Genomic DNA, 24,595 nt, shown 5'->3' with positions numbered 1-24,595 from the left:
TGGACAGCTCTGTTCAACGTGGTTACCCCTCAGTACCCAGCGCGCCGGACGACGCGCAACTTCTGCGATCCTAGGGAGGGTTTTGTTGCGAGTCAAGATTAATTGGGGAGCCCATCAAAACGGCATGCCGATAGCTTCGGATGCGCGGGAGCCCCAATTAGGACGACAGCGCAGATAAACCCCGGTCATCGGGTGTTTTGCGCGGCAACCATGCGACAGATGTCGAATTATGCCGAGAAGGCTCCGGCCGGATCGGCCAGCAGCGGCGCGAAGGCCAGCTGCGCCGCGCCGACCACCAAGAGGTCGCGGCCGAGCGAGGAACGCGTGATCCGGGCCGTGTCGCCCGAGCCGAGCATCGCCGAGCGGGCCACCGCACCCTCGAGCCGCTCGGGCGCCGACTCGTAGAGCGAACCGAGAAATCCGCCGAGCACGATCAGCTCGGGGTTGAACAGGTTCACGGCATTGCGGATGGTGATCGAGAGGAAGTCGAGCTGCCGGTTCACCAGCGCCACGAGCTCGGGGTCGGCCCCGGCCGGATCGGCCAGCCGCGCGCGCAGCACCTCGTCGAGCTCCTCCACCCGGTTCACCGGCAGGCCCAGCGCATCCAGCAGCGCTTGGCGCTTGACCTCGGTCTCCAGGCAGCCGTAGGCGCCGCAGTGGCAGAGTTCGCCGTTGCTGTTCACCAGGGTGTGGCCGAGCTCACCCGCATAGCCGCTCTCGCCGGTGAGCAGCACGCCGTTGTTCACCACGCCACCGCCGATACCGCTCGCGCCGCCGTTGAGGTAGACCATGTTGCGCACCCCGCGGCCCGAGCCGAAGATGCTCTCGCCCAGGGCGCCGACCGCGGCGTCGTTGGCCGCGTGCACGGGCAGGCGCAGCGACTGCTCGAGCATCTCCGAAAGCGGGGCGTGGTGCCAGCCCAGATGCGGCGCCAGGTTCACCAGGCCGTCGCCGGCCCGCACGAGGCCGGGCACGGCGAGCCCGACGCCGATCGTCTTGTAGTTGGTCTCGAGCTCGTCGCGCATCCCGGCCACCACGGCCGAGACGATGTTCACGACCTCCTCGACCGAGGGCACCCGCACCGTGTCGTAGCGGATGCGCTTGATCACCTGGCCGCCGAGCGCCACGAGGCCGATGGTGACCGCGTCGAGCTCGGGATTCACCGCGAGCGCCACCGTGCGCCGCGCGGGCTTGATCATCAGGCTGGGTCGGCCGACCTGGTTCGTGGTGTCGGGCTCGGTCTCCTCGACCAACTGCAGATTCACCAGCTCGCCCACCAGGGCGCCGATGGTCGAACGGTTCAGACCGGTCTCGCGGGTGAGCTGCGCGCGGGTCACCGCACCCGTGGTGTGCACGAGGTTCAGCACGGCCGAGAGGTTGTTGCGGCGCACGTCGTCGAGATTGTTTCCGCGCGCTCCCGATCGCACCGGGAGTTTCGCCCTGTCGCTCACGACCATCGCGCACCGCCTTCGCCCCGGGATTCCGGAGCAGATCGAGATACCACCTCGTCGGCCAAGGCAGGAACTCGATATTATCAGCGTCGAGACAACAAATTAGCGCCGTGACCACGCGGGTCGCAGCTTCACATCTCATCCATCGGACACGTGCAGCTGCCTCTCAGCTTCGGGTAGAAGACCGTGAGCGGACTCGGGGCCCGTGGAGCGCAGGGCGCCGGCCGGATCGGAGAGCAGACCCGAGAAGGCGAGCTCCGCGGCCCCGATCATCAACAGGTTCGAGCCGAGCTCGGCGGTGATGATCTGCACGGCCTGCGCCGGTGCCTGCAGGCCGTTCTCACGCACCCGCTCGATCAGCCGCCCCGGCGCGAGCACGTGCAGGGTGGCGAGGAACCCGCCGAGCACGATCCGCTCGGGATTCAGCACGTTCACCGCGTTGCGCAACGCGATCGCGAGCACGTCGAGCTGCCGGTGCACCTCGGCCATCACCGCCGGGTCGTGCGACGACGCCAATGCGCGCTCGAGCTCTTCGCTGTCGCCGGCGGGCAGGCCGACCACGTCGAGCAGCCGTCGCTTCGAGACCTCGGTCTCCAGGCATCCGATCGCTCCGCAGTGACAGAGCACGCCGGAGGAGTTGACCAGCGTGTGACCGAGCTCGCCGGCATAGCCGTCGGTGCCGGTGAGCAGCACGCCGCCCGTCACCACTCCCCCGCCGATGCCGGAGGAACCACCGTTGACGTACAACAGATCCATCGAGCCGTGACCCGCACCGAAGATGATCTCGCCCCCGGCGCCGAGCGAGGCGTCGTTCGCGGCCCAGACCGGGTACCCGGTGGCGGTCGCCACCATCTCGGCGATCGGTTCGCCTCGCCAGCCGAGGTGCGGAGCATAGGTCACCATGCCGTCGCCGGCGCGCACGAGGCCGGGCACCGCGATGCCGATGCCCACGATCCGGTAGGTCGCGTCGAGTTCGCCGCGCATCCCCTCGATCACGGCGGCGGCGATGTTCGCCACCTCCTGCGCCGTGGGCACGTGCTCGGTGGGGTAGCGGATGCGCTTCAGCACCCGTCCGCCGAGCCCCACCAATCCGATGGTGATGGCGTCGATCTCCGGGTTGATCGCGAGTGCGGCCGTCGACGGATTCGCGTGCACCTGCGGACTCGGGCGGCCCACGTTGGTGCTGGTGCCGGGCGACGATTCGTAGAGCAGCTCGAGGTCGCTGAGCTGCGCGGTGAGCGTGGCGACCGTCGAGCGATTCAGCCCCGTCACCCGGGCGAGCTCCGCCCGGGTGAGGGTGCCACGGTGGTGAACGAGCGACAGGATGAGCGACAGGTTGGTGCGCCTGGTCTGGTCGTTGGTGGTGGCCGTGCTCGCCGATCCGAAGATCGGGGGCTCTGTCACTGACATCCTCTGCTGCTATCGGGTGCTGAACGCGGCGTCGAAGGCCGCCGTCGGGGCGTCGAAAGCCAGGCGCTTCACGAACTCCAGGGCTTCAGGGGCACCGACCAGGCGGTCCATCCCGGCGTCTTCCCACTCCACCGAGATGGGGCCGTCGTAGCCGATGGCGTTGAGGGCGCGGAAGCTCTTCTCCCAGGGCACGTCGCCGTGACCGGTGGAGACGAAGTCCCAGCCCCGACGCAGGTCGGCCCAGGCCAGATGGGAGCCGAGCCGTCCGTTGCGGCCGTTGCCGGTGTTCATCTTCACATCCTTGCAGTCGACGTGGTAGATGAGGTCCTGGAACTCCAGGATGAAGGCCACCGGATCGAGCTCCTGCCAGACGAAGTGGCTCGGGTCCCAGTTCAGGCCGAATGCGGGGCGGTGGCCGATGGCGTCCAGGGTGCGAACCGTCGTCCAGTAGTCGTAGGCGATCTCCGACGGGTGCACCTCGTGGGCGAAGCGCACGCCGACCTCGTCGAAGACGTCGAGTATGGGGTTCCAGCGGTCGGCGAAGTCCTGGTAGCCGGCGTCGACGAGTTCTTGCGACACGGGCGGGAACATCGCGACGTACTTCCAGATGGCCGATCCGGTGAAGCCGACCACCGTCTTCACCCCGAGCGCGGCGGCGAGCCGTGCGGTGTTCTTCATCTCCTCGGCCGCGCGCTGCCGCACGCCCTCGGGGTCGCCGTCGCCCCACACCACGTCGGGCAGGATGTCGCGGTGTCGCTGGTCGATCGGATCGTCGCAGACGGCCTGACCCTTCAGGTGGTTGGAGATCGCGTAGACCTTCAGGCCGTATTTCTCGAGCAGCGCGAGCTTGCCCTCGACGTAGCCCGGCTCATCCCAGCGCCACGGATCGAGGTGGTCGCCCCAGCAGGCGATCTCCAGCCCGTCGTAGCCCCAGCCGGCGGCGAGTCGCGCGACCTCCTCGAAGGGAAGGTCGGCCCACTGGCCGGTGAAGAGGGTGATCGGTCGTGCCATGTGTTTCTTCTCCTCTTAAGTAGTGGGGTGGTCAGACCGTGGTCCAGGCGCTGCCGTTGCCCGAGCTCTGCTCCACGGCGTCGAGCACGCGCTGCACCTGCAGACCGTCGGCGAACGAGGGCCGGGGCTGCTCCCCCGCCGCGATCGCCTCCACGAAGTCGCGGGCCTGGTGCGAGAACCCGTGCTCGTAGCCGAGCATGTGGCCTGCGGGCCACCAGGCGGCGACATAGGGATGCTCGGGCTCGGTCACCAGGATCTTCGTGAACCCCTGCGTGGTGGCGTCGGCCGTGCCGTCGAAGAACTGCAGGGCGTTGAGGTCTTCGAGGTCGAAGGCGATGGCCCCGGTCGAACCCGAGACCTCGACGCGCAGGGCGTTCTTGCGCCCGGTCGCGAAGCGGGTGGCCTCGAAACTGCCGAGCACGCCGTCGTCGAAGCGACCCGTGAAGAGGGCGACGTCGTCGACCGTGACCTGACCGCGCTCGTCGGAGGCGGTGCCGGAGAGACCGCGCGCATCCGCGAGCAGGGGACGCTCGGAGACCAGCGTCTCGAGCACGCCCGAGACGGAGACCAGCCGGTTGCCGGTGATGAACTGGGCCAGGTCGATGGCGTGGGCGCCGATGTCGCCGAGCGAGCCGGAGCCCGCCAACGACTTGTCGAGCCGCCAGGTCATGGGTGCCTCGGCGTCGCTCAGCCAGTCCTGCAGGTACTGGGCGCGCACCTGGCGCACCGTTCCGATGCGGCCGGCCGCCACGAGGTCGCGGGCGAAGGTGGCGGCGGGCACACGGCGGTAGGTGAAGCCCACCATCGAGCGCACGCCCCTCTCGGCGGCGCGCTCGGCCGCCGCGGTCATGGCCTCGGCCTCGGCAACGGAGTTGGCGAGAGGCTTCTCGCAGAGCACGTGCTTGCCGGCCTCGAGGGCGGCGATGGCGATCTCGGCATGCGAGTCGCCCGGGGTCACGATGTCGACGATGTCGATGTCGTCGCGCGCGATGGTCTCGCGCCAATCGGTGGAGGTCTCGGCCCAGCCCCAGTTCTCGGCGGCGGCGGAGGTGCGTTCCGCGTCCCGGCCCACCAGAACGGTCATCTCGGGGGTGGCGGCGAGATCGAAGAAGCGGGGGGCCACCCGCCAGCCCTGGGAGTGGGCGGCTCCCATGAATCCGTAGCCCACCATCGCCACTCGGAGTGGTGCTTTTGTCGTCACTGTCTGTCGCTTCCTCTAGCGGGGTCGGGCGCAGGCCCGGGTCGGAGGGAGAGGTGGAGCCGGGGTGGCCGCACGTGCGGTGCGGCCACCCCGGCCCGCATCGCCTACGACTCGAACGCGCTCGGCAGGTAGACCTCGACGTTCTCCTTCGTGACGACGGGTGCGTAGAGCTGGATCTTGCGCGGCACGGCCGACTCGACCAGGTCGCTCATACCCTTGCCCTGCACGATCAGGCGGGCGAGGCTGATGCCGTCGGCCGCCTGGGTCGACGGGTAGATGACCGTGGCCTTCAGCACCGTGTTGTCGGCCTGGATGTCGCGCATCACGTTCGCCGAACCGGCGCCGCCGACCATGAAGAACTCGTCGCGGCCCGCGGCGTCGATCGCCGCGAGAACGCCGACACCCTGGTCGTCGTCGTGGTTCCAGATGGCGTCGATCTTCGGTGCGGAGGCGAGCAGCTGCGAGGCGGCTGCTTCACCGCCCTGCACGGTGAAGTCGGCGGCGACGCGGTTCGAGACCTCGAGGCCGCAGTCGTCGAGTGCATCGGCGAAGCCCTTGCTGCGGTCCTGCGTGAGCGGCAGGCTGTCGATGCCGGCGATCTCGGCGACGACGGCGTCCTTCTTGCCGTCGAGCTGCTCGCAGATGTACGTTCCCGCGCTCACGCCCATGCCGTAGTTGTCACCGAGGATGGTGGTGCGAGCGGCGAAGGTGCTCGAGAACTCGCGGTCGACGTTGATGACGGGGATGCCGGCCTGCATGGCCTTGATCGCGACATCCGTCAGCGCGGCGCCGTCGGTCGGCAGCAGCACGATCGCGTCGACCTTGTCGTTGATGAAGGTCTCCACCTGGCTGATCTGCAGGTTGGCGTCGTTGGTGCCTTCAGCCACGACCAGTTCGACGTCGTCGTACTTGTCGGCCTCGGCGATGGCGGCCGAGTTGATGGCGCCGAGCCAGCCGTGGTCGGCCGCGGGGCCGGAGAAGCCGATGGTGATCGTCTCACCACTGGCCGCGTTGTCCTCGACCGTGTTCTCCTCGACGGCGGTGTCGGTCGAGGTCGTGGAACCCCCCGAGGTGCAACCGGTCATCAGCGCGACTGCCGCGAGTGATGCTCCGGATGCGAGCAGCAAGCGGCTGCGCAGCGAGCGTGGTGCAAGCATGTGTTCCTCCTTGGTAGTGATGCAGGTGTCTGCCCGCCAACGTGGAGGTGCTTCGGTGCCGCTGTCCACATTGACGTTTCATGCAACATAACAGACTGTTAGACGTTTGTCGCCAGCGAATCTAGTTGCTCTTGAGCAATATTGTGATGTTCCTTGCAGCCATAAACCGGGCATCTAGGGCCCAGTCGCCCTATTTTGATGCAGCCTCGTAACAATTCTGCTACCTTGCGATCATGATCACTGTCGACCAGGGAAATCCACTGCTCATGGTGCGAGGACTGACAAAATCCTTCGCCGGCGTGCAAGCGCTGAAGGGAGTGGATCTCGAGATCCTCCCGGGCGAGGTGCACTGCGTTCTCGGCCAGAACGGCGCCGGCAAGTCCACCCTCATCAAGACCCTCTCGGGTGTGAACCAGCCCGACGAGGGCGAGATCGTGTGGCAGGGCGAACCGATCACCATCTCCGACCCCGTGGCCGCGCTGGGCCTCGGCATCGCCACCATGTACCAGGAGCTCGACGTCGTCGACGGCTTGACCGTGGCGGAGAACATCTTCCTCGGCCACGAATTCGCCCGCGGCGGTGTGACCGAGCGCCGCAAGACCAGCCGGCGCGCTCACGAGATCATGACACGGCTCGGCCACGGCGGCATCTCGTCGAACCGGGAGGTGGGCACGCTCTCGGCCGCGAACAAGCAGATCGTGAGCATGGCCCGCGCGCTCAGTCACGACACGAAGCTCATCATCATGGACGAGCCCTCCGCCGTGCTCGACTCCGAAGAGGTGAAGAACCTCTTCCGCGTGGTTCGCGAACTCACCGCCGACGGCATCGCCGTGATCTACATCTCGCACCGGCTCGAAGAGATCCGCGAGATCGGCGACCGCATCACCGTGATCAAAGACGGTCGCACGATGGCCACCAACCTCGCCGTGGCCGACACCCCCACGCAAGACCTCATCCGGTTGATGACGGGCCGCACGGTGGAGAACGTCTTCCCGCCCGCCGTGCCCGTCGCATCCGACTCCCCCGTGCTGCTCTCGGTGAAGAACCTCGGCATCAAGGGCGTGTTCGACGACGTCAGCTTCGACGTGCGCGCGGGTGAGATCGTGGGCCTGGCCGGCCTCGTGGGATCGGGCCGCTCCGAGATCATCGAGACCATCTACGGGGCGCGCAAACCCACCTCGGGCACCGTGGAGATCGATGGCAAGGCGATCGAAGCGGGCTCGGTGCGAGCCGGGGTGCACGCCGGCATGGGTCTGTCTCCCGAGGAGCGCAAGAGCCAAGGGCTCATCCTCGACGAACCCGTCTACCGCAACGTGACGCTGGCGAGCTTCGGCCGCTGGGCCCGAGCCGGATTGCTCAACGAACGCGCCGAGCGGTCGGTGGCCCGGAAACAGCTCGAGGCACTCGAACTGCGACCCGCCGATCCCGACCGCCCGGCCCGCACGCTCTCCGGCGGCAACCAGCAGAAGATCCTCCTCGCCCGCTGGCTCGTGCACGGCACCCGCGTGCTGCTGCTCGACGAACCCACCCGTGGCGTCGACGTCGGCGCCCGGGCCGAGATCTACACCCTGATCCGCCGGCTCGCCGCCGAAGGCACGGCGATCGTCGTGATCTCCAGCGAGATCGAAGAGGTTCTCGGCCTCTCCGACCGCGTGCTCGTCGTCGCCGAAGGACGAGTCATCCACACCACCACCGCGAGCGACATCGACGAGCACGGCGTGCTCGATCTGGTCATGAAGGGAAGTGCCGCGTGAGCGAGCAGAATTCGCCGGTCGCCCCCGCCCTGGCGGGCGAGGGCCACATCTCAGGAGGCATTCCGCCCCACGACGAGAAGCGGAGTGTGCTGAACCGGGTGCTCGGCGGCTCCGCCGGGCGCAGCATCGGGTTGATCATCGCCCTCCTGGCCCTGTTCCTGGTGGGCACGATCACGGCGGGCGACCGCTTCGCGAACTTCGAGAACGTGCTCACGATCATCCGCTTCGCCTCGATCATCGGGGTCGTCAGCATCGGCATGACCTTCGTGATCACGGCCGGCGGCATCGACCTCTCGGTCGGCTCGGTGCTGGGTCTGGCCAGCGTCGTCGCCACGCTGTCGTGGGTGCAGGACTTCGCCGACTCGACGAACTGGATCGTGATGGTGATCATCGCCCTCGCGGTGGGCGCCGGGGCGGGGTTGATCAACGGCATCGTGATCGCCTACGGCAACGTGGTGGCGTTCATCGCCACGCTCGCCATGCTCGTCGCGGCCCGGGGTCTCGCCGAGGTGCTCGCCAACCGCACCACGCAGATCGTGCGTCAGCAGGGCTTCCTCGACTTCTTCCGGGGCGACATCCTGGGTGTCTCGATCCTGATCTGGATCTTCGCCATCGTCGTGGCTGCAGGCTGGTTCCTCCTGAACCGCACCACCTTCGGCCGCCGCACCGTCGCCATCGGCGGCAACCTCGAGGCGGCCCGCCTGGCCGGCATCAAGGTGAAGCGGCACATGATGTACCTCTACGTGCTCTCGGGCCTCACCGCCGGCATCGCCGGTGTCATGATGCTCGCCCGCACGACGGCCGGCACCTCGACCCACGGCACGCTCTACGAACTCGACGCGATCGCCGCGGTCGTCGTGGGTGGCACGCTGCTGGTGGGCGGGCGCGGAACGATCATGGGCACCGTGCTCGGTGTGCTCATCTTCTCGACGCTCACCAACGTGTTCACGCAGAACAACCTCTCGACCTCGGTGCAGGCCATCGCGAAGGGCGTCATCATCGTCATCGCCGTTCTGCTCCAGCAGCGCTTCGCGAACCGCGCCGCGCGCAAATAGCCACCACCAGTCCGACTCTCCCGCCTCACTTCAGAACAGAAAGCTTCACCATGACACTCACCCCTACGCCTGGCGACAAGTTCTCCTTCGGTCTCTGGACCTTGGGCTGGAACGCGCAGGATCAGTTCGGTGGCGCCACCCGGCCCCACCTCGACACCGTCGAGGCCGTCGAAGGGCTCGCCGAACGCGGCGTGTGGGGAATCACCTTCCACGACGACGACATCTTCCCGTTCGAGTCGACCGATGCGGAGCGCCAGCACGAGATCGACCGTCTCAAGAAGGTCACCGCCGACACCGGTGTCGTGGTCGAGATGGTGACCACCAACCTGTTCTCGCACCCCGTGTTCAAAGACGGCGGCTTCACCTCGAACGACCGGGCCGTGCGCCGGTTCGCGCTGCGGAAGGTCATCCGCAACCTCGACCTCGCCGCGGAGCTCGGGGCCACCACTTTCGTCATGTGGGGCGGCCGCGAGGGTAGCGAGTACGACGCGGCCAAAGACATCCGGGGGGCGCTGGAGCGCTACCGCGAGGCCGTGAACCTGCTCGGCGACTACGTGGTGGAGAAGGGCTACGACCTGAGGTTCGCGATCGAGCCCAAGCCGAACGAGCCGCGTGGCGACATCCTGCTGCCCACCGTCGGGCACGCGCTGGGGTTCATCGCCACCCTCGAACGGCCCGAGTTGGTGGGCCTGAACCCCGAGACGGGGCACGAGCAGATGGCGGGGCTCAACTTCACCCACGGCATCGCGCAGGCCCTCGACGCCGGAAAGCTGTTCCACATCGACCTCAACGGCCAGCGCGGCGTGAAGTTCGACCAGGATCTGGTGTTCGGCCACGGCGACGTGCAGAACGCCTTCTCGCTGGTCGACCTGCTGGAGAACGGCGGCCCCGGCGGCACGCCCGCCTACGACGGCCCGCGGCACTTCGACTACAAGCCCTCCCGCACCGAGGACATCGCCGGCGTGTGGGACTCGGTGGAGGCGAACATGCGGATGTACCTGCTGCTCAAGGAGCGGGCTGCCGCGTTCCGCGCCGACCCGGTCGTGCAGGAGGCCCTCGCCGCCTCGAAGGTCGACGAGGTCAACACCCCCACGCTGAACGACGGCGAGGGGTACGACGCCCTCATCGCCGACCGAGCCTCCTACGAGGACTTCGACGCCGCCGCCTACTTCGGCGGCAAGGGCTTCGGCTTCGTGCGTCTGCAGCAGCTCGCCATGGAGCACATGCTCGGCGCGCGCTGACCCCTGCTCTCCTGCTCCACCGAACGCCCCTCCTCGCTGCTCGTTGCGGGGAGGGGCGTTCAGCTTTCCGACACCCGCACGTCACCTGCCGTTCGCCCGGCACGGCCAGCGTGGGCTCGTGCTGAAAAGACTCCCTCGCCCGCTGGCCTTCGTCGCCGGATCAGCCCTCGTGCTGACCGGCCTCTTCGCCGTTCCGGCCGCCGCTCAGGCCGCCGACGACGCCCCCTCCGACACCGCCGTCGCCGGTCTCAAGATCAACGAGATCGAGACCGACGGCAAGCCCGACTGGGCGGAGCTCATCAACACGGGAACGCAGCCGCTCGACGCATCCGGATCGGTGCTGACCGGGCGCGAGAACGGTGTCTCCCTGACGATTCCGAGCGGAACGGTCATCGCCCCCGGCGACGTCTACGTCGCGGAGAACGACAGCTTCAAGCTCAAGAAGGGCGACAAGCTGAGCCTCTTCGCGCCCGACGGCACGACCTTGCTCGACTCCTACGAATGGGGCGACTTCCACCTCGACACCTGGGGCCGCGTGCCGAACGGCACGGGCGACTTCGTCGAGCAGGCAACGCCCTCGAAGGGCGAGCCCAACCCGGAGACGACCGACCCGACCGATCCCACCGATCCGACCGATGATTCGTGGAAGGCGATCAAGCTCAACGAAGTCACCTCGGCCAACGACGACCCCACTCACGACGGCTACGAGCTGGTGAACACGGGCGACACGGATGTCGACGTCGCCTCATGGAAGCAGACCGACAGCACCAGCAACCCGGCCCCGGTCGAGGCCCCCAACGGCACCGTGGTGCCCGCCCACGGGTACCTCGTGCTCCTGTCGAATCAGGGGCTGAGCTCGAGCGGAGACTCCGTGAAGCTCTACCTGGCCGACGGCTCCACGATCGTCGATTCCGTCGGCTGGGGCGAGAACGACGCCCAGCCCGGATCGTGGTCGCGCTGCGGCGACGCCACCGGCGCCTGGGCCCACACCGCGGTCTCGAGCTGGGGCGCCTCCAACGCCGAGGCGTGCGCCGGAACCATCATCCCGCCGAGCGACCCGGGCAACGGCGGCGAGGTGCCCTGCCAGACCGAGGGCGCCTCGGGCAGCGGACCGGCGATCGCCGGTGGCATCGCCTGGCCGGGCAGCCAGGACTGGACGGTCGCCGACAACGAGTGCCAGTTCGTCACCCCGCTCTCCGGGCAGGACGTCTCGGGCCTCGACATCGACCCGGCCCACCCCGATGTGATGTGGGCCGTGAAGAACAAGAGCCACGTCTACCGTCTCGTGAAGAGCGGCGACCTCTGGGTGCCCGACACCGCGAACGGCTGGAGCGCCGGCAAGGACATCGTGTTCCCGGACGGCGGCGGTCAGCCCGACTCCGAGGGCATCACCGTGGGCCCCGACGGCTTCCTCTACATCACCACCGAGCGTGACAACGCAGCGAGCGGTGTGCCCCTCGAGAGCGTGCTCCGCTACGACCCGAGCCAGTCGGGCGCGACCCTGCAGCCGACCACGCAGTGGGTTCTGACCGCCGACCTCGCCGACGCCATCGACCCCGTCAAGGCCGACTCCAACCTGGGCTTCGAGGGCATCACCTGGGTCCCGGACTCCTACCTCACCGAGAACGCGTTCGTCGACCAGCGCACCGACGCCGCCTACGACCCGGCCCACTACCCGGGTCACGGCACCGGCCTCTACTTCACCGCCCTGGAGAAGAACGGCCACCTCTACGCCTACGCGCTGAACGCCGACGGCTCCTTCCACCGCGTCGCCACGATCGCCACCGGCCTGCCGATGATCCAGGACACGCAGTGGGACCCGGATGCGCAGCGTGTCTGGGCGGTCGCCGACAACACCTCGGCCGGCTCCACCACCCTGCTGAAGATCGACGCCGAGGGCTCCTTCGTGGTCGACCGCGTCTACGACCGTCCGACCGGCCTCCCCGATTACAACCTCGAGGGCTTCGCCATCGCGCCGAGTTCGACCTGTGTCGACGGCGTGAAGAAGGTCATCCGTTCGGACGACGGCAACAACGGCGGACACTCGCTCTGGTCGGGCACGATCTCGTGCGACCTCGCGCTCGGACCGCAGGGCCCGAACCCGCCGGCCGAGTCCGACCCGACCGTGACGGCGACCCCGTCGACCGTGAAGGCCGGAGGCACGACCACGATCAAGGCCGAGGGTCTCGCCGCCGGAACGCAGTACACGGTGGTGCTCCACTCCGACCCGGTGACGCTCGGCAGCGCCGTCGCTGATGGTGATGGGAAGCTCACGCTGAAGGACGTCGTGATCCCCGCCGCCACCGCCGTGGGAGCCCACACGATCACCCTCGCCGCTTCGGCCGACCCCGGCACGGTGCTCGCGAGCGCGGCCTTCACGGTGACCGCCGCCTCGACCACGCCGCCGGCCACGACGCCCTCGGGTGACGGCAAGCCTGTCGCGCTGGCCTCGACCGGCGCGGAGCCGCTGCCGTGGGTCGCGCTCAGCTCGCTGCTCCTGCTGCTCGGCGCGGGCCTCGTGCTGACGCGGGTGCGGGCTCGGGTGCGGGCCGGCCGCGGGGACGCGTGACCCGGTAGCTCCATCGCAACGACGAAGCGGCCCTCTCGCTGAGCGAGCAGGGCCGCTTCGTCGTTCGAAGGCGTCGTCGCTGGTGCCGCGAGGCCGCGCGGGCGAGACGGCGTTCGGTAGCGGAGCCGTTCGTCAGGGCGCGGTCGGCTGGGCGTCGATCTCGGCATAGCCGGCCGACAGCGCCGAGCGGAGGAACGCCTCCGGCCAGAGCGCAAGAAGTCCGGCCGGCAGTTCCACCTCGCCGACCGGAGTGCGCTCGGCGTGAGCGGCGCGGATGAGTTCGGCGACGGCGCGGAGGTGGTCCGCCTGACGTTCGACGAAGGCGCGGTCGACCACGGCTCCGTGGCCGGGCACCACGGCGTCGCCCGGTTCGATGCGATCGAGCAACTCGTCGAGCGCGCCCGGCCAGCCGAGCGGGAAGCATCCGGAACCGAACATCGGCGGACCGGATTGTTCGATCACGTCGCCGAGGAGCCAGACCCGCGCATCCGGAACGAACACGGCGAGGTCGGTGTCGGTGTGGCCGGGCGCGATCGGGATCAGCTCGATGGTGCGGCCGCCCGGATGCATCGTGACCGGCGCGTGCACCAGGACGGTCGGCGGAGTGAGCCGCACCTCGGCCCACTGCTTGTCGGGCTCGCGCGACGGATCGGCCTGCACGGCGGCCAGGCGCGGCGCCTCGAACTCCTCGTAGTGCCGCGGGATGAGCGCGTGGCCGTAGATCGGCACGCCGCTGAACCCGGGTTCGCGGGTGAACCGCTCGTTGCCGAAGGTGTGGTCGTAGTGCGCGTGGGTGTTCACGACCGCGACGATCGGGCGGGCGAAACGCTCCTCGACGTCGTGCACGATCTCGTCGGCCTCGGCCGGGTTGTTACGGGTGTCGACCACCGTGACGCCCGTCTCGCCCACGATCGCCACCACCGAGACGTCGAGCGGATCGTAGCGGCGCTGGAAGACGTCGCCGGCGACGGGCATCCACTCGGCACTGTTCATCCCGCCCACGCTACCCCGCTCGCACCCGCTGGGCCACGCTGGCTGGGTGTGGTGGGACGCTGCGCGCGACGCCCCGCACAACGCGCAGCACGCCTGCGGACGCTGGTGCTCGCTCTGGGCGGAGTGCGGAGTGACCGCATGTCGGTGGCGAGGCGGAGAATGGATGCATGCCAGAGCTCCCCGAGGTCACCGCGCTCGTCGCCGATCTCGGCGCGCGGCTGACGGGGCGCGTCGTCGACCGGGTCGACGTGGTGTCGTTCGCGGCGCTCAAGACCTTCGATCCGCCGGTCTCCGCCCTCGCCGGCGAGACGGTGCGGGGAGTGACGCGGCACGGCAAGTTCCTCGACTTCGAGATCGGGTCGCTGCACCTGTTGCTCCATCTGGCGCGCGCCGGCTGGGTGCGCTGGCGCGACGGGCCTCCCCCGCCACCCTCCGGGCGCCCCGGCAAAGGGCCGCTGGCGGCGCGGCTGGTGCTCGACGACGGATCGGGGTTCGACGTCACCGAGGCGGGAACGAAGAAGAGCCTGGCGCTCTACGTCGTGCGCGATCCTGCCGAGGTTCCGGGGGTGGCGCGGCTGGGGCCCGATCCGCTCGACCCGGCCTTCACCGAAGATGTCTTCGCGGGCATCCTGGCCGCCGCCGGGCGTGCGCAGATCAAGGGGGTGCTGCGCAACCAGTCGCTCATCGCGGGCATCGGCAACGCCTATTCCGACGAGATCCTGCACGCGGCCCGGATGTCGCCCTTCAAGCCCGCGGCGATGTCGCGCGCCGAGGTGTCGGTGCTCTACGCGGCCCTGAACGAGACGCTCCGCGGGGCGATCGCGCGCGCCGACGGGCTGGCGGCCTCGGAGTTGAAGGCCGAGAAGAAGTCGGGCCTCCAGGTGCACGGCCGCACTGGCCAGCCGTGCCCGGTGTGCGGCGACACCGTGCGCCAGGTCACCTACGCCGACTCGAGCCTGCAGTACTGCCCCACCTGCCAGACGGGCGGCAAGCCCCTGGCCGACCGAGTGCTCTCCCGCCTGCTCAAGTAGCGCCCGTGAGGCGCTCCGCGCCTGCCCACACCCTTCGCGAGGTAGCGCAAAGCCGGACTCGCGGGCGGCGGAAGAGCGACTTCGCGCTACCCCGCCCCCTTTCCGCTGGGCGAGTTGAGTGAGAACATGGGCGCACGGTGCGGTTCTGGCCACTGCGACTGGACGGGGCGACGCGACCGCCGCGATGGGAGGGTGCGAGATGGGTGCTGTCGAGTACGTCGGAGAGACCGACACGATCCGGATCGTGACCGAGACGCGCGACGGGCGTGAGCTGATCACGCCGATCTGGGGCGTCGTCGTCGACGGGGTGCCCTACATCCGCAACGGCTATGGCGAGAAGTCGAAGTGGTATGCGCGAGCGTGGCGCTCGGGGCGTGTGGCCTTCGCCGACGGATCGGCGCGCTATCCTGCCACGATCGAGCGCGTCGACGACGCCACAGAGCTCGATCGCGTCGACACCGCCTACACCGCGAAGTACCGCGGTCAGGAGCCGGGAGTCACCGACGTGAACGCCCCCGCCGTGCGCGCCTACACCCTCCGCGTCATCCCCGTCTGAACGGACGGGCGCCACGACCCGTCAGTTCGTGCCGCTCTGGGCTTCGTGAAACGACACGAACGGACGGATCGATGCGGATGCGGGTGCGTGCGGTCAGGCGCCCGGCCGGAGGCGGCGGCGGCGGACGAACAGGATCGAGGCGCCCGCGCCGAGCACCAGGAGGGCGATCGCGAGCCAGCGGACGACCTCGAGGCCCGTCGCGCCCAGGGCTCCCGAGGCGCCGCCGGCGACCGACGACGAGCCACCGCCGCCAGCGCCACCGGCACCGCCGGAACCCGGGTCACCGGGGCCACCCGGCTCACCGGGCTGGCCCGGGCCCGACGCTTCGAACGGCACCGAGGTGAGGAAGACATCCGCACCGCCCGCGTTCGACGCTCCGGCGATCGAACCGTAGGTCACCGACTGCACCCAAGCCGCCCCGGATGCACCCGGCGCGACGAACAGGTTCGCTTCGTCGTACACGTCGGCCCCATCGCGCTGGGGTGTTCCGAACTGGCTGACGTCACCCGCCGTGCCCGTGGCGTCGACCGCCAGCGTGAACACGTCGACCCCACCCGCCGGCGAACCGAAGGCTCCGCTCGTGTGCCCGGCCAAGAGCATCCGGTCGTCGGCGCCCACCAGCACGCCCGCGGCCCGGTCGTCGCCCGAGGTCCCGGCCCGGGTCAGCCACTGCGACGAGCCATCGGCGCCGAACGCCGCCACGAAGGCGTCGTTGCCTCCGGCCGACGACTCCCCCAGGGTCCCCCCGGTGAATCCGGCTGCCACGACACCGGATGCGGTCACGGCGAGCGCCGATACCTGATCCGTCTCGCTCGTGCCGAACTGCTGCAACCAGAGCTGCTCGCCGTCGGCCGAGTACTCGGCCACCCAGGCGTCGTAGCCACCGGCAGAGGTGGCATCCGGCATCGCGCCGCCCGCTGTGCCACCCACGTAGACGCCCCCGTTCGGAGCGGGAGCGGCCGCGAAAGCCTTGTCTTCGCCGGGGCTGCCGAACTGGCTGGTCCAGGTGACCGCACCCGAGGCATCCAGGTGCGCGATCAGGATGTCCTTGTCGCCCGCGGGCGTGCCGTCGCCGACCCTGCCCGAGGTGTAGCCGGCGAGGAACGCGCCGCCCTGCTCGTCGGATGCCGCACCGTAGGCGCGATCGGCCGCGGACGGATCGCCCACCGCGACGCTCCACAGCGCCGCGCCATCAGGCCCGAGCTTGGCGGCGAAGGCGTCGTCGTTCTGGGCCCCGGCGTGGTCGGTGCGCTGGTAACCGGCCGTGATCACGGAACCGTCCTCACCGCCCGAGACCACCCCGTACATCCGCTCGTTCAGGGCGGTGGCGATGGGCGTCACCCACTCCGAACTGCCGTCGGCGGCGAGCTTCTGCACGAGCACGTCCGACCCGCCAGCCCCGGTGTGCCCGAGCGCGTCACCCGCGACGGTCACCGCCTGCACGACGCCGCCGTCGGCCGCACCGAGCACCCCGCCGGCGAAGTCGTCGCCGGCCGATCCGGTCTGCACTCCGGTGAGCGGCTCCACGGGCTCGGTGGCGACGTAGCCTGCGATGTCGCGCATGCCCTCGCGGAAGCCCTGCTCCCACGCTCCCCAGTCGTGGCCACCGTTGTAGACGCGCAGCTCGGCGGTGATGCCGGGAACACGCTTGGCCTGGTTGTAGAGGGTGGCCGCTTCGTAATCGAGGTCGTGGATCGCGTCTTCCGGGTTCGGGATCACGTACTCGTCGTCGCCGACCGCGATGAACAGGTGCACCGGCTCGGCCGGATCGAACGCGGCGAAGGTTGCCGGGTAGTTGAGCGCCTGGTAGCGACCCTCGTCGTAGAGCGAGTCGCCCACGCCGTAGGCGCCGAACTCGCGCGTCGAGGAGTCGACCGGGGTGCTCGGGTAGTAGACCGCCGGACTCAGCACGAGCGCCGACGAGAAGAGATCCGGATGCGCGGTGGAGAAGCGCAGCGCCCCCGCCCCGCCCATCGAGTAGCCGCCCACCACCCGCGCCGCGCGGTCGTCGATGGTGGCGTAGTGGGAGTCGACCCACTCGATCAGGTCGGTGGTGAACGCGGTCTCGACCGCGACCCCCGGGCTCGTGCCGGGCGCGGTGCCGGTGTACTGCGAGTCGACGTAGTAGTTGCCGCGGTCGCTCCACGGGGCGTCCGGCATGATGACGACCATCGGCGGGATGCTGCCGTCGGCGATCATCTCGTCGAGGTCGCCGGCGACCTGCTGCCACGCCGACTGGCTGTCACCCCGGCCGTGCAGCAGGTACACGGATGGGTAGCGCGTGGCGGCATCCGGGTCGTAACCGGCGGGCAGATAGACGGTGTAGTCGATCGGGCCGCCGACGGCCGCGCTCTGCAGCTGCCCCGGCTCGAGCCGGCCGGCCGGAGGTGCGGCATCGGCCGGTGCGATCGCGGATGCTGCGGCGGCCGCAGGGGCGACGGCCGCGTCGACGGATGCCTGCCCTCGCGCCACCGTCGCCGGCCGCGTTTCGCCGGCCACGGCGCTCGAGGCGCCGCCTCCGGCCAGCAGGCCCGCCGCCACCAGCGCCGCGGTCGCGGCTGCTGCCGCTGTCGTTCTGATCCACCTCATCGTGGTTCCCTTCTTCTCGTCGGCGTCGGTGCCGTGGTGTGTGTGTGGGTCGTCGGTCGTGTGGTGCGAGTCGTGCCCTGTCAGTCTTCGTGCCCGGGCAATCGTCGCGGCGGGTGAGGCGTCGTCGCCGGTCAGGCGTCATGGCCGGTCAGTCGTCATGGCCGGTCAGGCGTCATGGCCGGTCAGTCGTCATGGCCGGTCAGTCGTCATGGCCGGTCAGGCGTCATGGCCGGTCAGGCGTCGCGGCCGCTCGGGTCGGCGGTGTCATGAGCGGGCGGCGGGCCCGGCGTCCTCGCTGCTCGCTCGAGGATCGCGCGGGCCCGCGGCAGCATCGCCGCGTCGACCATCTCTCCGTTCGCAAGGGTCCCCACCCCTCCGTCGCCCACCGCGGCGATCACCTCGCGGGCCCAGCGGAGCTCCTCGTCCCGCGGTGCGAAGACCGCGGCGATCACCGGAAGTTGCGAGGGATGGATCGCGACCCGTCCCCACCAGCCCAACTCGCGGCCGCCCTCGGTGTCGACGCGAAGACCGTCGAGGTCGGCGATGGCCGGATAGGCCGCGAGCATCGGCGCCGGCAGTCCGGCCGCCCGGGCTGCGAAGAGCAGGCGGATGCGCGCGTACCGCAGAGCATCGGGCGATCGGGTGCCGAGTTCGCCGGCCAGATCGGATTCGCCGAGCGCAAGCCGCGTGACCACCGGATGCGCTGCGATCTCTGCTGCACGCTCCACGCCGAGCGCGCTCTCGATCAGCGCGGTCACCGCCATGCCTGGCAGCAGCTCCGCGACGCGGTCGAGCTGCGCGGTCGACTCGACTTTGGGCAGCCGCACCTCGAATGCCGCGGCCCCGGCCTGAGCGGCAACCGCGGCGAGCGCGGCAAGATCGCCCTCGTCGCCCCCGTTGACCCGCACCTGCAGCACCCGTGGTCGCGCGACGTCGGGAACTCCATCCTCATCCCCGCCGCCACGATCGACACCCGCCGTCGCATCCACTGCGCCCGCCGCCACATCCGTCTGGCGCTGCGGGGCACCTGCTCGGCCCGCTGCCGCATCAGGTTCGCGCCGCGGCGCGCCTACTCCGCCCACTGCCCCATCCGGCTCACGCTGCGGCGCGTCTGCTCGGCCGCCCGCCGCGACCGCAGGGCTTGTCGCCGCCGCGGCCGAGGTGCCAGTCGCCGCGTCGGCCGCCGACGCGGCGAGCCAGGCGACCACCGCCGCGCGCGCCGCCGACTTCGCCGCCGGGGCCACCGCATCCTCCAGGTCGAGGATGACCAGGTCGGCACCGGTGGCCACCGCCTTGGCGAAGCGGTCGGGGCGATCCCCGGGAACGTAGAGTCCGGTGGTCGGCGGCCGTCCGGCGCCGGCATCCACATCTGCCCGGCTCACACCACACCCCGTTCCCGCAACGCGGCCAGCTGCTCCGGCGTCACTCCCACCTCGGCGAGCACCGCGGCACTGTCGGCGCCGTGTCCGCGTCCGGTCCACCGGATGCCCCCGGGCGTCTCCGAGAGCCGGAACAGCACGTTCTGCATCTTGATCGGTCCGAGATCGTCGTCGTCGACGGTCTGCACGGTGCCGATCGCGGCGTACTGCGGATCGGCGAGCACTCCCCGCACATCCGACACCCGCGCGATCGCCGCCTGCGCCTCCTCGAACCGGTCGACGACCTCGGTGGTCGACCGCGCGCCGATCCATCCCGCCACGGCGGCGTCGAGTTCATCGGCGTGCTCGGCCCGGGTGTGTCCGTTGGCGAACCACGGTTCGGCGATCAGATCGGCCCGGCCCACCAGGGTCATCACCCGCTCGGCGATCGACTGCGAACTGGTCGAGACCGCCACCCATTCGCCGTCGGCGGTGCGATAGACGTTGCGCGGTGCGTTGTTCACCGAACGATTGCCGGTGCGCGGCTGCACCAGACCGAGCTGGTCGTAGGCGGTGATCTGGCCGCCGAGCAGCATCAGGATCGGCTCGATGATGGCCATGTCGATCACCTGCCCCGACCCGGACTGCTCCACTCCACGCAGCGCCACCATCACGGCGTAGGCCGTGGCGAGCGCGGCGATGCCGTCGGCGAGACCGAACGGCGGCAGGGTCGGCGGTCGGTCGGGCTCACCGGTGAGGGCCGCGAACCCGCTCATCGCCTCGGCCAGGCTGCCAAACCCGGGCCGGCCCGAATAGGGTCCGACCTGCCCGAACGCCGTCACCCGAGCGATCACGAGCCGCGGGTTCGCCGCGCGCAGCGCATCCGGCCCGAGACCCCAGCGTTCCAATGTGCCCGGGCGGAAGTTCTCGATCAGCACGTCGGCCTCGGCCGCGAGCGCGAGCAGCAGTTCGGCGCCCTCGGGGCTGCCGAGGTCGATGGTGACGGTGCGCTTGTTGCGCCCCAGCGTCTTCCACCAGAGGTTCACGCCGTTCTTCGCCGGGCCGTGACCGCGCGCGGCATCCGGCTTGCGCGGGTGCTCCACCTTGATGACGTCGGCCCCGAAGTCCCCGAGGAAAGTGGCCGCAAGCGGTCCGGCGAACAGCGTCGAGACGTCGAGCACCCGCATCCCGGTGAGGGGCGGGGCGACGGATGCGCGGTGCTCGGTCATCGAGTGCCGCCCGCACTGTCGTCGCCGTGCAGGTCCCACGCCAGCCGGAACCCGATGCTCGGCGAGCGGTCGAGACCGAGCCCCGGCAGCAGGAGCTTCAGGCTGAACTCGGGCTCCCGCGGGCCGCCGTCGGTGTACCAGTCGGAGCCGAGGCTCTCGTGGTCGCTGCCGCCCTTCAGCATCACGAAACGCGTGATGCCGTCGTCGTGCTCGCTCTCGGTCCAGTTCCAGACCAGCGGATGTGCGCGGCCGAACCCCGCATCCGTCGCCGCCACCTGCCATTCCCACTCGGTGGGCAGACGTGCACCGGCCCAGGCCGCGTAGGCGCGGGCATCCGCGAGGTCGATGGAGGTGACGGGTTCGTCGCCGCGTTCGGCCGGTGCTGCATCGTCGACCCAGTCCGGGAGGAAACGGTTCGAGACCGCGGGCCGGTACCCCGTGGCGGCGAGGAACGCCGCGAACTGCGCGTTCGTCACCTCGCGGGCGGCCACGGCCACCGCGCCCAGCGACACGCGGTGCTGCTCGGCGCGTGCGTCGTGCAGGCGCGGCGCCAGCGGCTTCCACTCCTCCACATACGGCGCGCCCTGGTAGGTGCCGGTCTCGCGCCGCCGGAACGTCATGGTGAGCTCGCGCTCCCCCGCCGCCACCCGAACGGCGTCGGCCGGCGGGTTACCGTTCGAAACCGCAAACGTAGCGCCAACCGAGCCTTCCGACGGGCCGGATGGCGCGACGTTTGCGCTTTCGAACGGCATCCCCCTGGACGGGGCCGGGATGCGCCGCACGGCCACGCGCGCCGGGAACGTCGCATCGGCCGACGGCGCATCCGCCGCCGCCGCGGCCAGCAGACCGGCCAGCCACGCGGGCTCCTCGGCCCACACCTGCAACACGGCGGCGATGCCGCGCGCCGGAACGGTGACGTGACTGCGCGCAGCCGACGACGGCGCGGCGGCGGGAACCCCGGCATCCGCGCCGGCTGCCACCGCGCCGGCGACCGACTCGACCTCGACACGTCGCCCCGCGGTGAGGTCGAAGAGCGCGACCCCGTGGACTTCTCCAACCGTCCGGGCATCCGCCACTCCCGACGCCCCCGGTTCCGACGACGTTCGGTGAAGTCCGGCGGAAACCCCGGGGGTGAGCGCCGCGGGATCGAGCAGGGGCCCGGTGTAGTCGGCGTCGCCCCGGTTCACGGCCGTCCACAGCGTCAGCTCGCCGAGCGAGAAGCGCGAGACGTAGACACCGGCCGCGAGAGCCGCTGCCGAGGCGTCAGCGAGCGGGGTCCACTCCCCCTCCACCAGTACCTCGTTCAGCGCCCGCTGCACTCGCAGCATCCGGCGCAGCGTCGACTTGTCGCGGTCGTTCCAGCCCACCCACACGCCGAACACGGTGTCCCAGACCAGGATGCCGGTGCCGTTCATGTGCGCCGACTGCAGTTCGGCGCTGTGGTCGCGGTTCCAGCGCCGGGTCGAGTGCATCATGTGACGTCGCTCGAACCAGTGCGCCCGCATCACGCCGGGTGCCTCGCTGTCGGCGAACCACTGCGCCCAGCTGAGCTGATGATCCTGGATGCGCTGATTCGGCACCCGCGATTCGCCCTCGAGCACCTGCGGCGGCGTCGCATGCAGCAGCGCGTCGATGAGGCGGGAGTCGCCCTCTTTCATGGTGTCGAGGAAGACGCCGTCGACGCCGAGCTCCCCCACGATCAGGGCGAGTTCGGTGGCGTCGTCGTGGGCGGCGCGGCGGGTTCCGGTGTCCCACGGGTTGTAGTCGATGAAGACGCGGATGCCGCGGGACTGGAACTCGACCACAAGCTCGCCGAGGCCAGGCACCTCGCGGTAGAAGTCGAACTGGTTGCGGTCGTCGATGCCGATCACCGGGTAGGCGTGCCAGAGCACGACCCCGTCGAAGCCACCGTGGTCGGCGGCGCGGGCGAGGAAGCGCTCGACATCGAAGCGCTGGGCGGCGCGGTCGAAGAGCCGTTCGTCCCAGAGCCAGAGCAGGGCGACGCTGGAGGCCGAGCGGGTCCAGCGGGTGGAGGGACGGTCGTAGAGCGATCCGTCGTAGTCGAGACGGTCGCGGGCGGCGTCGCGCCAGTGCGCGAGGTCGTCGCGCCAGGCGGGCCACTCGGCCGGGTCGTCGGGTGCGGAGAAGATCTTCGCGACGTCGCCGATCTCGGGCGCGAGTTCGCCGCCCGCCGGCAGCACCGTCGGCAAGTCGATCGGCCGCGGCACCAGCGGGTTCAGCTCATTGGTGTTCTCCTCGTCGACGTCGATCACCAGGCCGGCCGCTGCGGCAACGTCGGACTCCAACTCGACGCCGCCAGTGGCGGGCTCGACCGGGCCGACCTCGCCGGCCGCCGCGGTACCACGCCCGTCACTCACCGCATCCGCACGAACCGCGTCGCGCGGGTCGGTGCCACTGACGGCGGGCTCGACCGCGTCGACCTCACCGGCGGAGGTGGCGGCACCGCGCGGATCGATGCCACTCATCGGACACCTCGATCCGTGCTCGCGCCGGCAGCAGTCGTCGCGACCGCGACCGCGACCGTGCGACGGGCCAGCTCGTCGAAGCCGATGCCGTCGAAGCCCGGCACGCTCGAGGCGAGGCGGTTGTGCAATGGCTCTATCCACTTCGACGGCAGAGCAGATGCACCGAGCAGCGCCCCCGCGAGGGATCCGGCGGTCGCCCCCACAGAATCGGTGTCCCACCCGCCGGAGACGGCGGCGGTGATCGTGGCCTCGTAGTCGCCGGCGCCCCGCGTCAGCGCGAAGGCGAGCACCGCAGCGTTGTTCAGCACATGCACCCAGTGCAGCTCGCCGTATTCGGCGTAGATGCGGTCGAGCGCCTCTTCGGAGTCGAGATCCGAGCGCCCGAGCGACGCGCCGAGCGCGATCGCCCGCGCATACCGGCTGCCCGCCGGCACCACCGACAAGCCCGCCACGATCACGGCATCCACCGCATCGACGGCGCGGCCGGCTCCGGCCGGCCCACCCGCGGCCGCTCCGAAGGCGGCGACCGCGGCACCGCGCCCACCGGCGGGACCGTCGTCGCCGGCCCCGCCCACCGCGACCGCGACCGAGCAGGCTGCGGCTGCGAACATGGCCCCGTACACTCCGTTGCGCCCGTGGCTGAGCACCGCATCCGTGTACGCCAGCCGCGCGGCAGCCATCGGATCTCCGGGGTTCGCCCAGCCGTAGACATCCGTTCTGATCTGCGCCCCGATCCAGTCGCGGAACGGATTGCGCACCGCACCGGCGACGTCGGGCTCGTAGCCGTCGAGGAGGTTGCGGTAGGTGATGCGCTCGGCCGTGAACACGCGACCGCCGGGCAGGTTGGCGAGCCAGGACTGCGCCACGTCGTCGGTGCTGAAGGAGGCGCCGAGCCGCTCGAGCAGGTCGAGCGCGATCAGCGGGAAGTTGAGGTCGTCGTCCTCTGGCATGCCGTCGATGTTCTCGAGCAGGCTGGTGGGGCGGCTCTTGCGGTTCCAGGGGTAGCGTGCCGCGAGCGCGGGGTCGAGACCGACCTCGGTGAAATACGAGGCGACCGGCCAGTTGCCGGTGTCCTGCGCGATGGCGCGGATGCCTTCCCGCGGGATCTTCTCCACCGGCTTGCCGAGCAGGCATCCAGCCGCGCGGCCGAGCCAGGCGCCGTGCACGCGGTCGACGAATGCGGGGTCGAGCTCCGGCCGGGTGAGCGCGGTGCCGTCGGTACCGCCCGGTGCCAGCGCCAGGACATCCTCAAGCTCGTCGGGCTCGGCCAACCTCAAGGCGTCCGGAACCGCCCGCTCATCGAGCTGCGACAGGATGCCCCGCCCCAGCTCCCGCAGCGACTCCGGCGCCGGATCGGGGGTCGCCCCGTTCACCGGGGCGAGCAGCGGCCCACCCGCAGACGTCCACGACGACACCAGGTCATCGATCGGGACACCGTCGAGTGCGGCCTCCCGGAAGGCATGCGGCACGAGATCTTCGGGCTGGCTCCAGCTGAGACGCAAGC

At 70.2% G+C, this 24,595-nt stretch carries 17 protein-coding genes; 6 read left to right on the top strand and 11 right to left on the bottom strand.

Annotated features, from left to right (window positions below):
- Positions 1–227 precede the first annotated feature (227 nt).
- The 5 genes from BLW00_RS13235 to BLW00_RS13215 all read right to left on the bottom strand — a co-directional run bounded on the left by BLW00_RS13235 (position 228) and on the right by BLW00_RS13215 (position 6,230).
- Positions 228–1,457 (bottom strand): ROK family protein, encoded by a 1,230-nt coding sequence (locus tag BLW00_RS13235; RefSeq protein WP_245741577.1) that lies wholly within the window; start codon positions 1,455–1,457, stop codon positions 228–230.
- Between the two features lie 132 nt (positions 1,458–1,589).
- Positions 1,590–2,855 (bottom strand): ROK family protein, encoded by a 1,266-nt coding sequence (locus BLW00_RS13230; RefSeq protein ID WP_245741576.1) that lies wholly within the window; start codon positions 2,853–2,855, stop codon positions 1,590–1,592.
- Between the two features lie 15 nt (positions 2,856–2,870).
- Positions 2,871–3,872 (bottom strand): sugar phosphate isomerase/epimerase family protein, encoded by a 1,002-nt coding sequence (locus BLW00_RS13225; protein ID WP_092554934.1) that lies wholly within the window; start codon positions 3,870–3,872, stop codon positions 2,871–2,873.
- Positions 3,873–3,903: 31 nt separating this feature from the next.
- The gene (locus BLW00_RS13220; protein ID WP_092556075.1) at positions 3,904–5,043 is read right to left on the bottom strand and encodes a Gfo/Idh/MocA family protein; all 1,140 of its coding nucleotides are present in this window, start codon (positions 5,041–5,043) and stop codon (positions 3,904–3,906) included.
- Between the two features lie 134 nt (positions 5,044–5,177).
- Positions 5,178–6,230 (bottom strand): substrate-binding domain-containing protein, encoded by a 1,053-nt coding sequence (locus BLW00_RS13215; protein ID WP_092554932.1) that lies wholly within the window; start codon positions 6,228–6,230, stop codon positions 5,178–5,180.
- A 233-nt stretch (positions 6,231–6,463) separates the two neighbouring features.
- On the opposite strand from BLW00_RS13215, the gene BLW00_RS13210 reads away from it, so the two are divergent.
- From BLW00_RS13210 to BLW00_RS13195, 4 genes are all read left to right on the top strand, one after another.
- On the top strand, positions 6,464–7,984 hold the full coding sequence (locus BLW00_RS13210) for a sugar ABC transporter ATP-binding protein (RefSeq protein WP_175494266.1): 1,521 nt from the start codon (positions 6,464–6,466) through the stop codon (positions 7,982–7,984).
- 47 nt (positions 7,985–8,031) lie between these two features.
- Positions 8,032–9,039, top strand: a complete 1,008-nt coding sequence (locus BLW00_RS13205) for an ABC transporter permease (protein ID WP_245741633.1) — start codon at positions 8,032–8,034, stop codon at positions 9,037–9,039.
- A gap of 50 nt (positions 9,040–9,089) precedes the next feature.
- Positions 9,090–10,280: a xylose isomerase gene (gene xylA / locus BLW00_RS13200; protein WP_092554928.1), complete on the top strand. Its 1,191-nt coding sequence runs from the start codon at positions 9,090–9,092 to the stop codon at positions 10,278–10,280.
- A gap of 118 nt (positions 10,281–10,398) precedes the next feature.
- A complete protein-coding gene (locus BLW00_RS13195) occupies positions 10,399–12,849 on the top strand; it encodes a lamin tail domain-containing protein (protein ID WP_175494265.1) in 2,451 nt (816 codons plus the stop codon).
- Between the two features lie 132 nt (positions 12,850–12,981).
- On the opposite strand, the gene BLW00_RS13190 is transcribed toward BLW00_RS13195, so the two are convergent.
- Complete coding sequence (locus BLW00_RS13190) at positions 12,982–13,842, bottom strand: MBL fold metallo-hydrolase (protein ID WP_092554924.1); 861 nt, start codon at positions 13,840–13,842, stop codon at positions 12,982–12,984.
- A gap of 167 nt (positions 13,843–14,009) precedes the next feature.
- On the opposite strand from BLW00_RS13190, the gene BLW00_RS13185 reads away from it, so the two are divergent.
- Positions 14,010–14,873 carry a DNA-formamidopyrimidine glycosylase family protein gene (locus BLW00_RS13185; protein ID WP_092554922.1) on the top strand — a complete coding sequence of 288 codons (864 nt, stop codon included), beginning with the start codon at positions 14,010–14,012 and terminating at the stop codon, positions 14,871–14,873.
- 199 nt (positions 14,874–15,072) lie between these two features.
- On the top strand, positions 15,073–15,429 hold the full coding sequence (locus BLW00_RS13180) for a DUF2255 family protein (protein ID WP_175494264.1): 357 nt from the start codon (positions 15,073–15,075) through the stop codon (positions 15,427–15,429).
- A 93-nt stretch (positions 15,430–15,522) separates the two neighbouring features.
- On the opposite strand, the gene BLW00_RS13175 is transcribed toward BLW00_RS13180, so the two are convergent.
- The 5 genes from BLW00_RS13175 to BLW00_RS13155 form a co-directional block, all read right to left on the bottom strand.
- Positions 15,523–18,018 carry an alpha/beta hydrolase gene (locus tag BLW00_RS13175; protein ID WP_092554918.1) on the bottom strand — a complete coding sequence of 832 codons (2,496 nt, stop codon included), beginning with the start codon at positions 18,016–18,018 and terminating at the stop codon, positions 15,523–15,525.
- A 233-nt stretch (positions 18,019–18,251) separates the two neighbouring features.
- Positions 18,252–19,400, bottom strand: coding sequence for an HpcH/HpaI aldolase/citrate lyase family protein (locus tag BLW00_RS24430; protein WP_175494263.1), 1,149 nt, complete (start codon positions 19,398–19,400; stop codon positions 18,252–18,254).
- Positions 19,397–20,605 carry a CaiB/BaiF CoA transferase family protein gene (locus tag BLW00_RS13165; protein WP_092554916.1) on the bottom strand — a complete coding sequence of 403 codons (1,209 nt, stop codon included), beginning with the start codon at positions 20,603–20,605 and terminating at the stop codon, positions 19,397–19,399. Before BLW00_RS13165 ends, BLW00_RS24430 begins: the two co-directional genes overlap by 4 nt.
- Complete coding sequence (locus BLW00_RS23795; RefSeq protein ID WP_217634379.1) at positions 20,602–23,091, bottom strand: SUMF1/EgtB/PvdO family nonheme iron enzyme; 2,490 nt, start codon at positions 23,089–23,091, stop codon at positions 20,602–20,604. The genes BLW00_RS13165 and BLW00_RS23795 overlap by 4 nt, the downstream gene beginning before the upstream one ends.
- Positions 23,088–24,593, bottom strand: a complete 1,506-nt coding sequence (locus BLW00_RS13155; protein WP_217634378.1) for an ADP-ribosylglycohydrolase family protein — start codon at positions 24,591–24,593, stop codon at positions 23,088–23,090. The genes BLW00_RS23795 and BLW00_RS13155 overlap by 4 nt, the downstream gene beginning before the upstream one ends.
- Between the last annotated feature and the right edge of the window lie 2 nt (positions 24,594–24,595).

It is taken from the genome of Herbiconiux ginsengi (assembly GCF_900107435.1).
GTDB lineage: Bacteria > Actinomycetota > Actinomycetes > Actinomycetales > Microbacteriaceae > Herbiconiux > Herbiconiux ginsengi.
Note: the sequence above shows the minus strand (reverse complement) of the source record. Positions and strands in the feature narration are given on the sequence as shown.

Coding starts and splice junctions, on each gene's coding strand:
- BLW00_RS13165 (WP_092554916.1), bottom strand. CDS start 20,605: ATGACCGAGCACCGCGCATCCGTCGCCCCGCCCCTCACCGGGATGCGG.
- BLW00_RS13185 (WP_092554922.1), top strand. CDS start 14,010: ATGCCAGAGCTCCCCGAGGTCACCGCGCTCGTCGCCGATCTCGGCGCG.
- BLW00_RS13180 (WP_175494264.1), top strand. CDS start 15,073: ATGGGTGCTGTCGAGTACGTCGGAGAGACCGACACGATCCGGATCGTG.
- BLW00_RS13225 (WP_092554934.1), bottom strand. CDS start 3,872: ATGGCACGACCGATCACCCTCTTCACCGGCCAGTGGGCCGACCTTCCC.
- BLW00_RS23795 (WP_217634379.1), bottom strand. CDS start 23,091: ATGAGTGGCATCGATCCGCGCGGTGCCGCCACCTCCGCCGGTGAGGTC.
- BLW00_RS13220 (WP_092556075.1), bottom strand. CDS start 5,043: ATGGTGGGCTACGGATTCATGGGAGCCGCCCACTCCCAGGGCTGGCGG.
- BLW00_RS13215 (WP_092554932.1), bottom strand. CDS start 6,230: ATGCTTGCACCACGCTCGCTGCGCAGCCGCTTGCTGCTCGCATCCGGA.
- BLW00_RS13190 (WP_092554924.1), bottom strand. CDS start 13,842: ATGAACAGTGCCGAGTGGATGCCCGTCGCCGGCGACGTCTTCCAGCGC.
- xylA (WP_092554928.1), top strand. CDS start 9,090: ATGACACTCACCCCTACGCCTGGCGACAAGTTCTCCTTCGGTCTCTGG.
- BLW00_RS13235 (WP_245741577.1), bottom strand. CDS start 1,457: ATGGTCGTGAGCGACAGGGCGAAACTCCCGGTGCGATCGGGAGCGCGC.
- BLW00_RS13210 (WP_175494266.1), top strand. CDS start 6,464: ATGATCACTGTCGACCAGGGAAATCCACTGCTCATGGTGCGAGGACTG.
- BLW00_RS13175 (WP_092554918.1), bottom strand. CDS start 18,018: ATGAGGTGGATCAGAACGACAGCGGCAGCAGCCGCGACCGCGGCGCTG.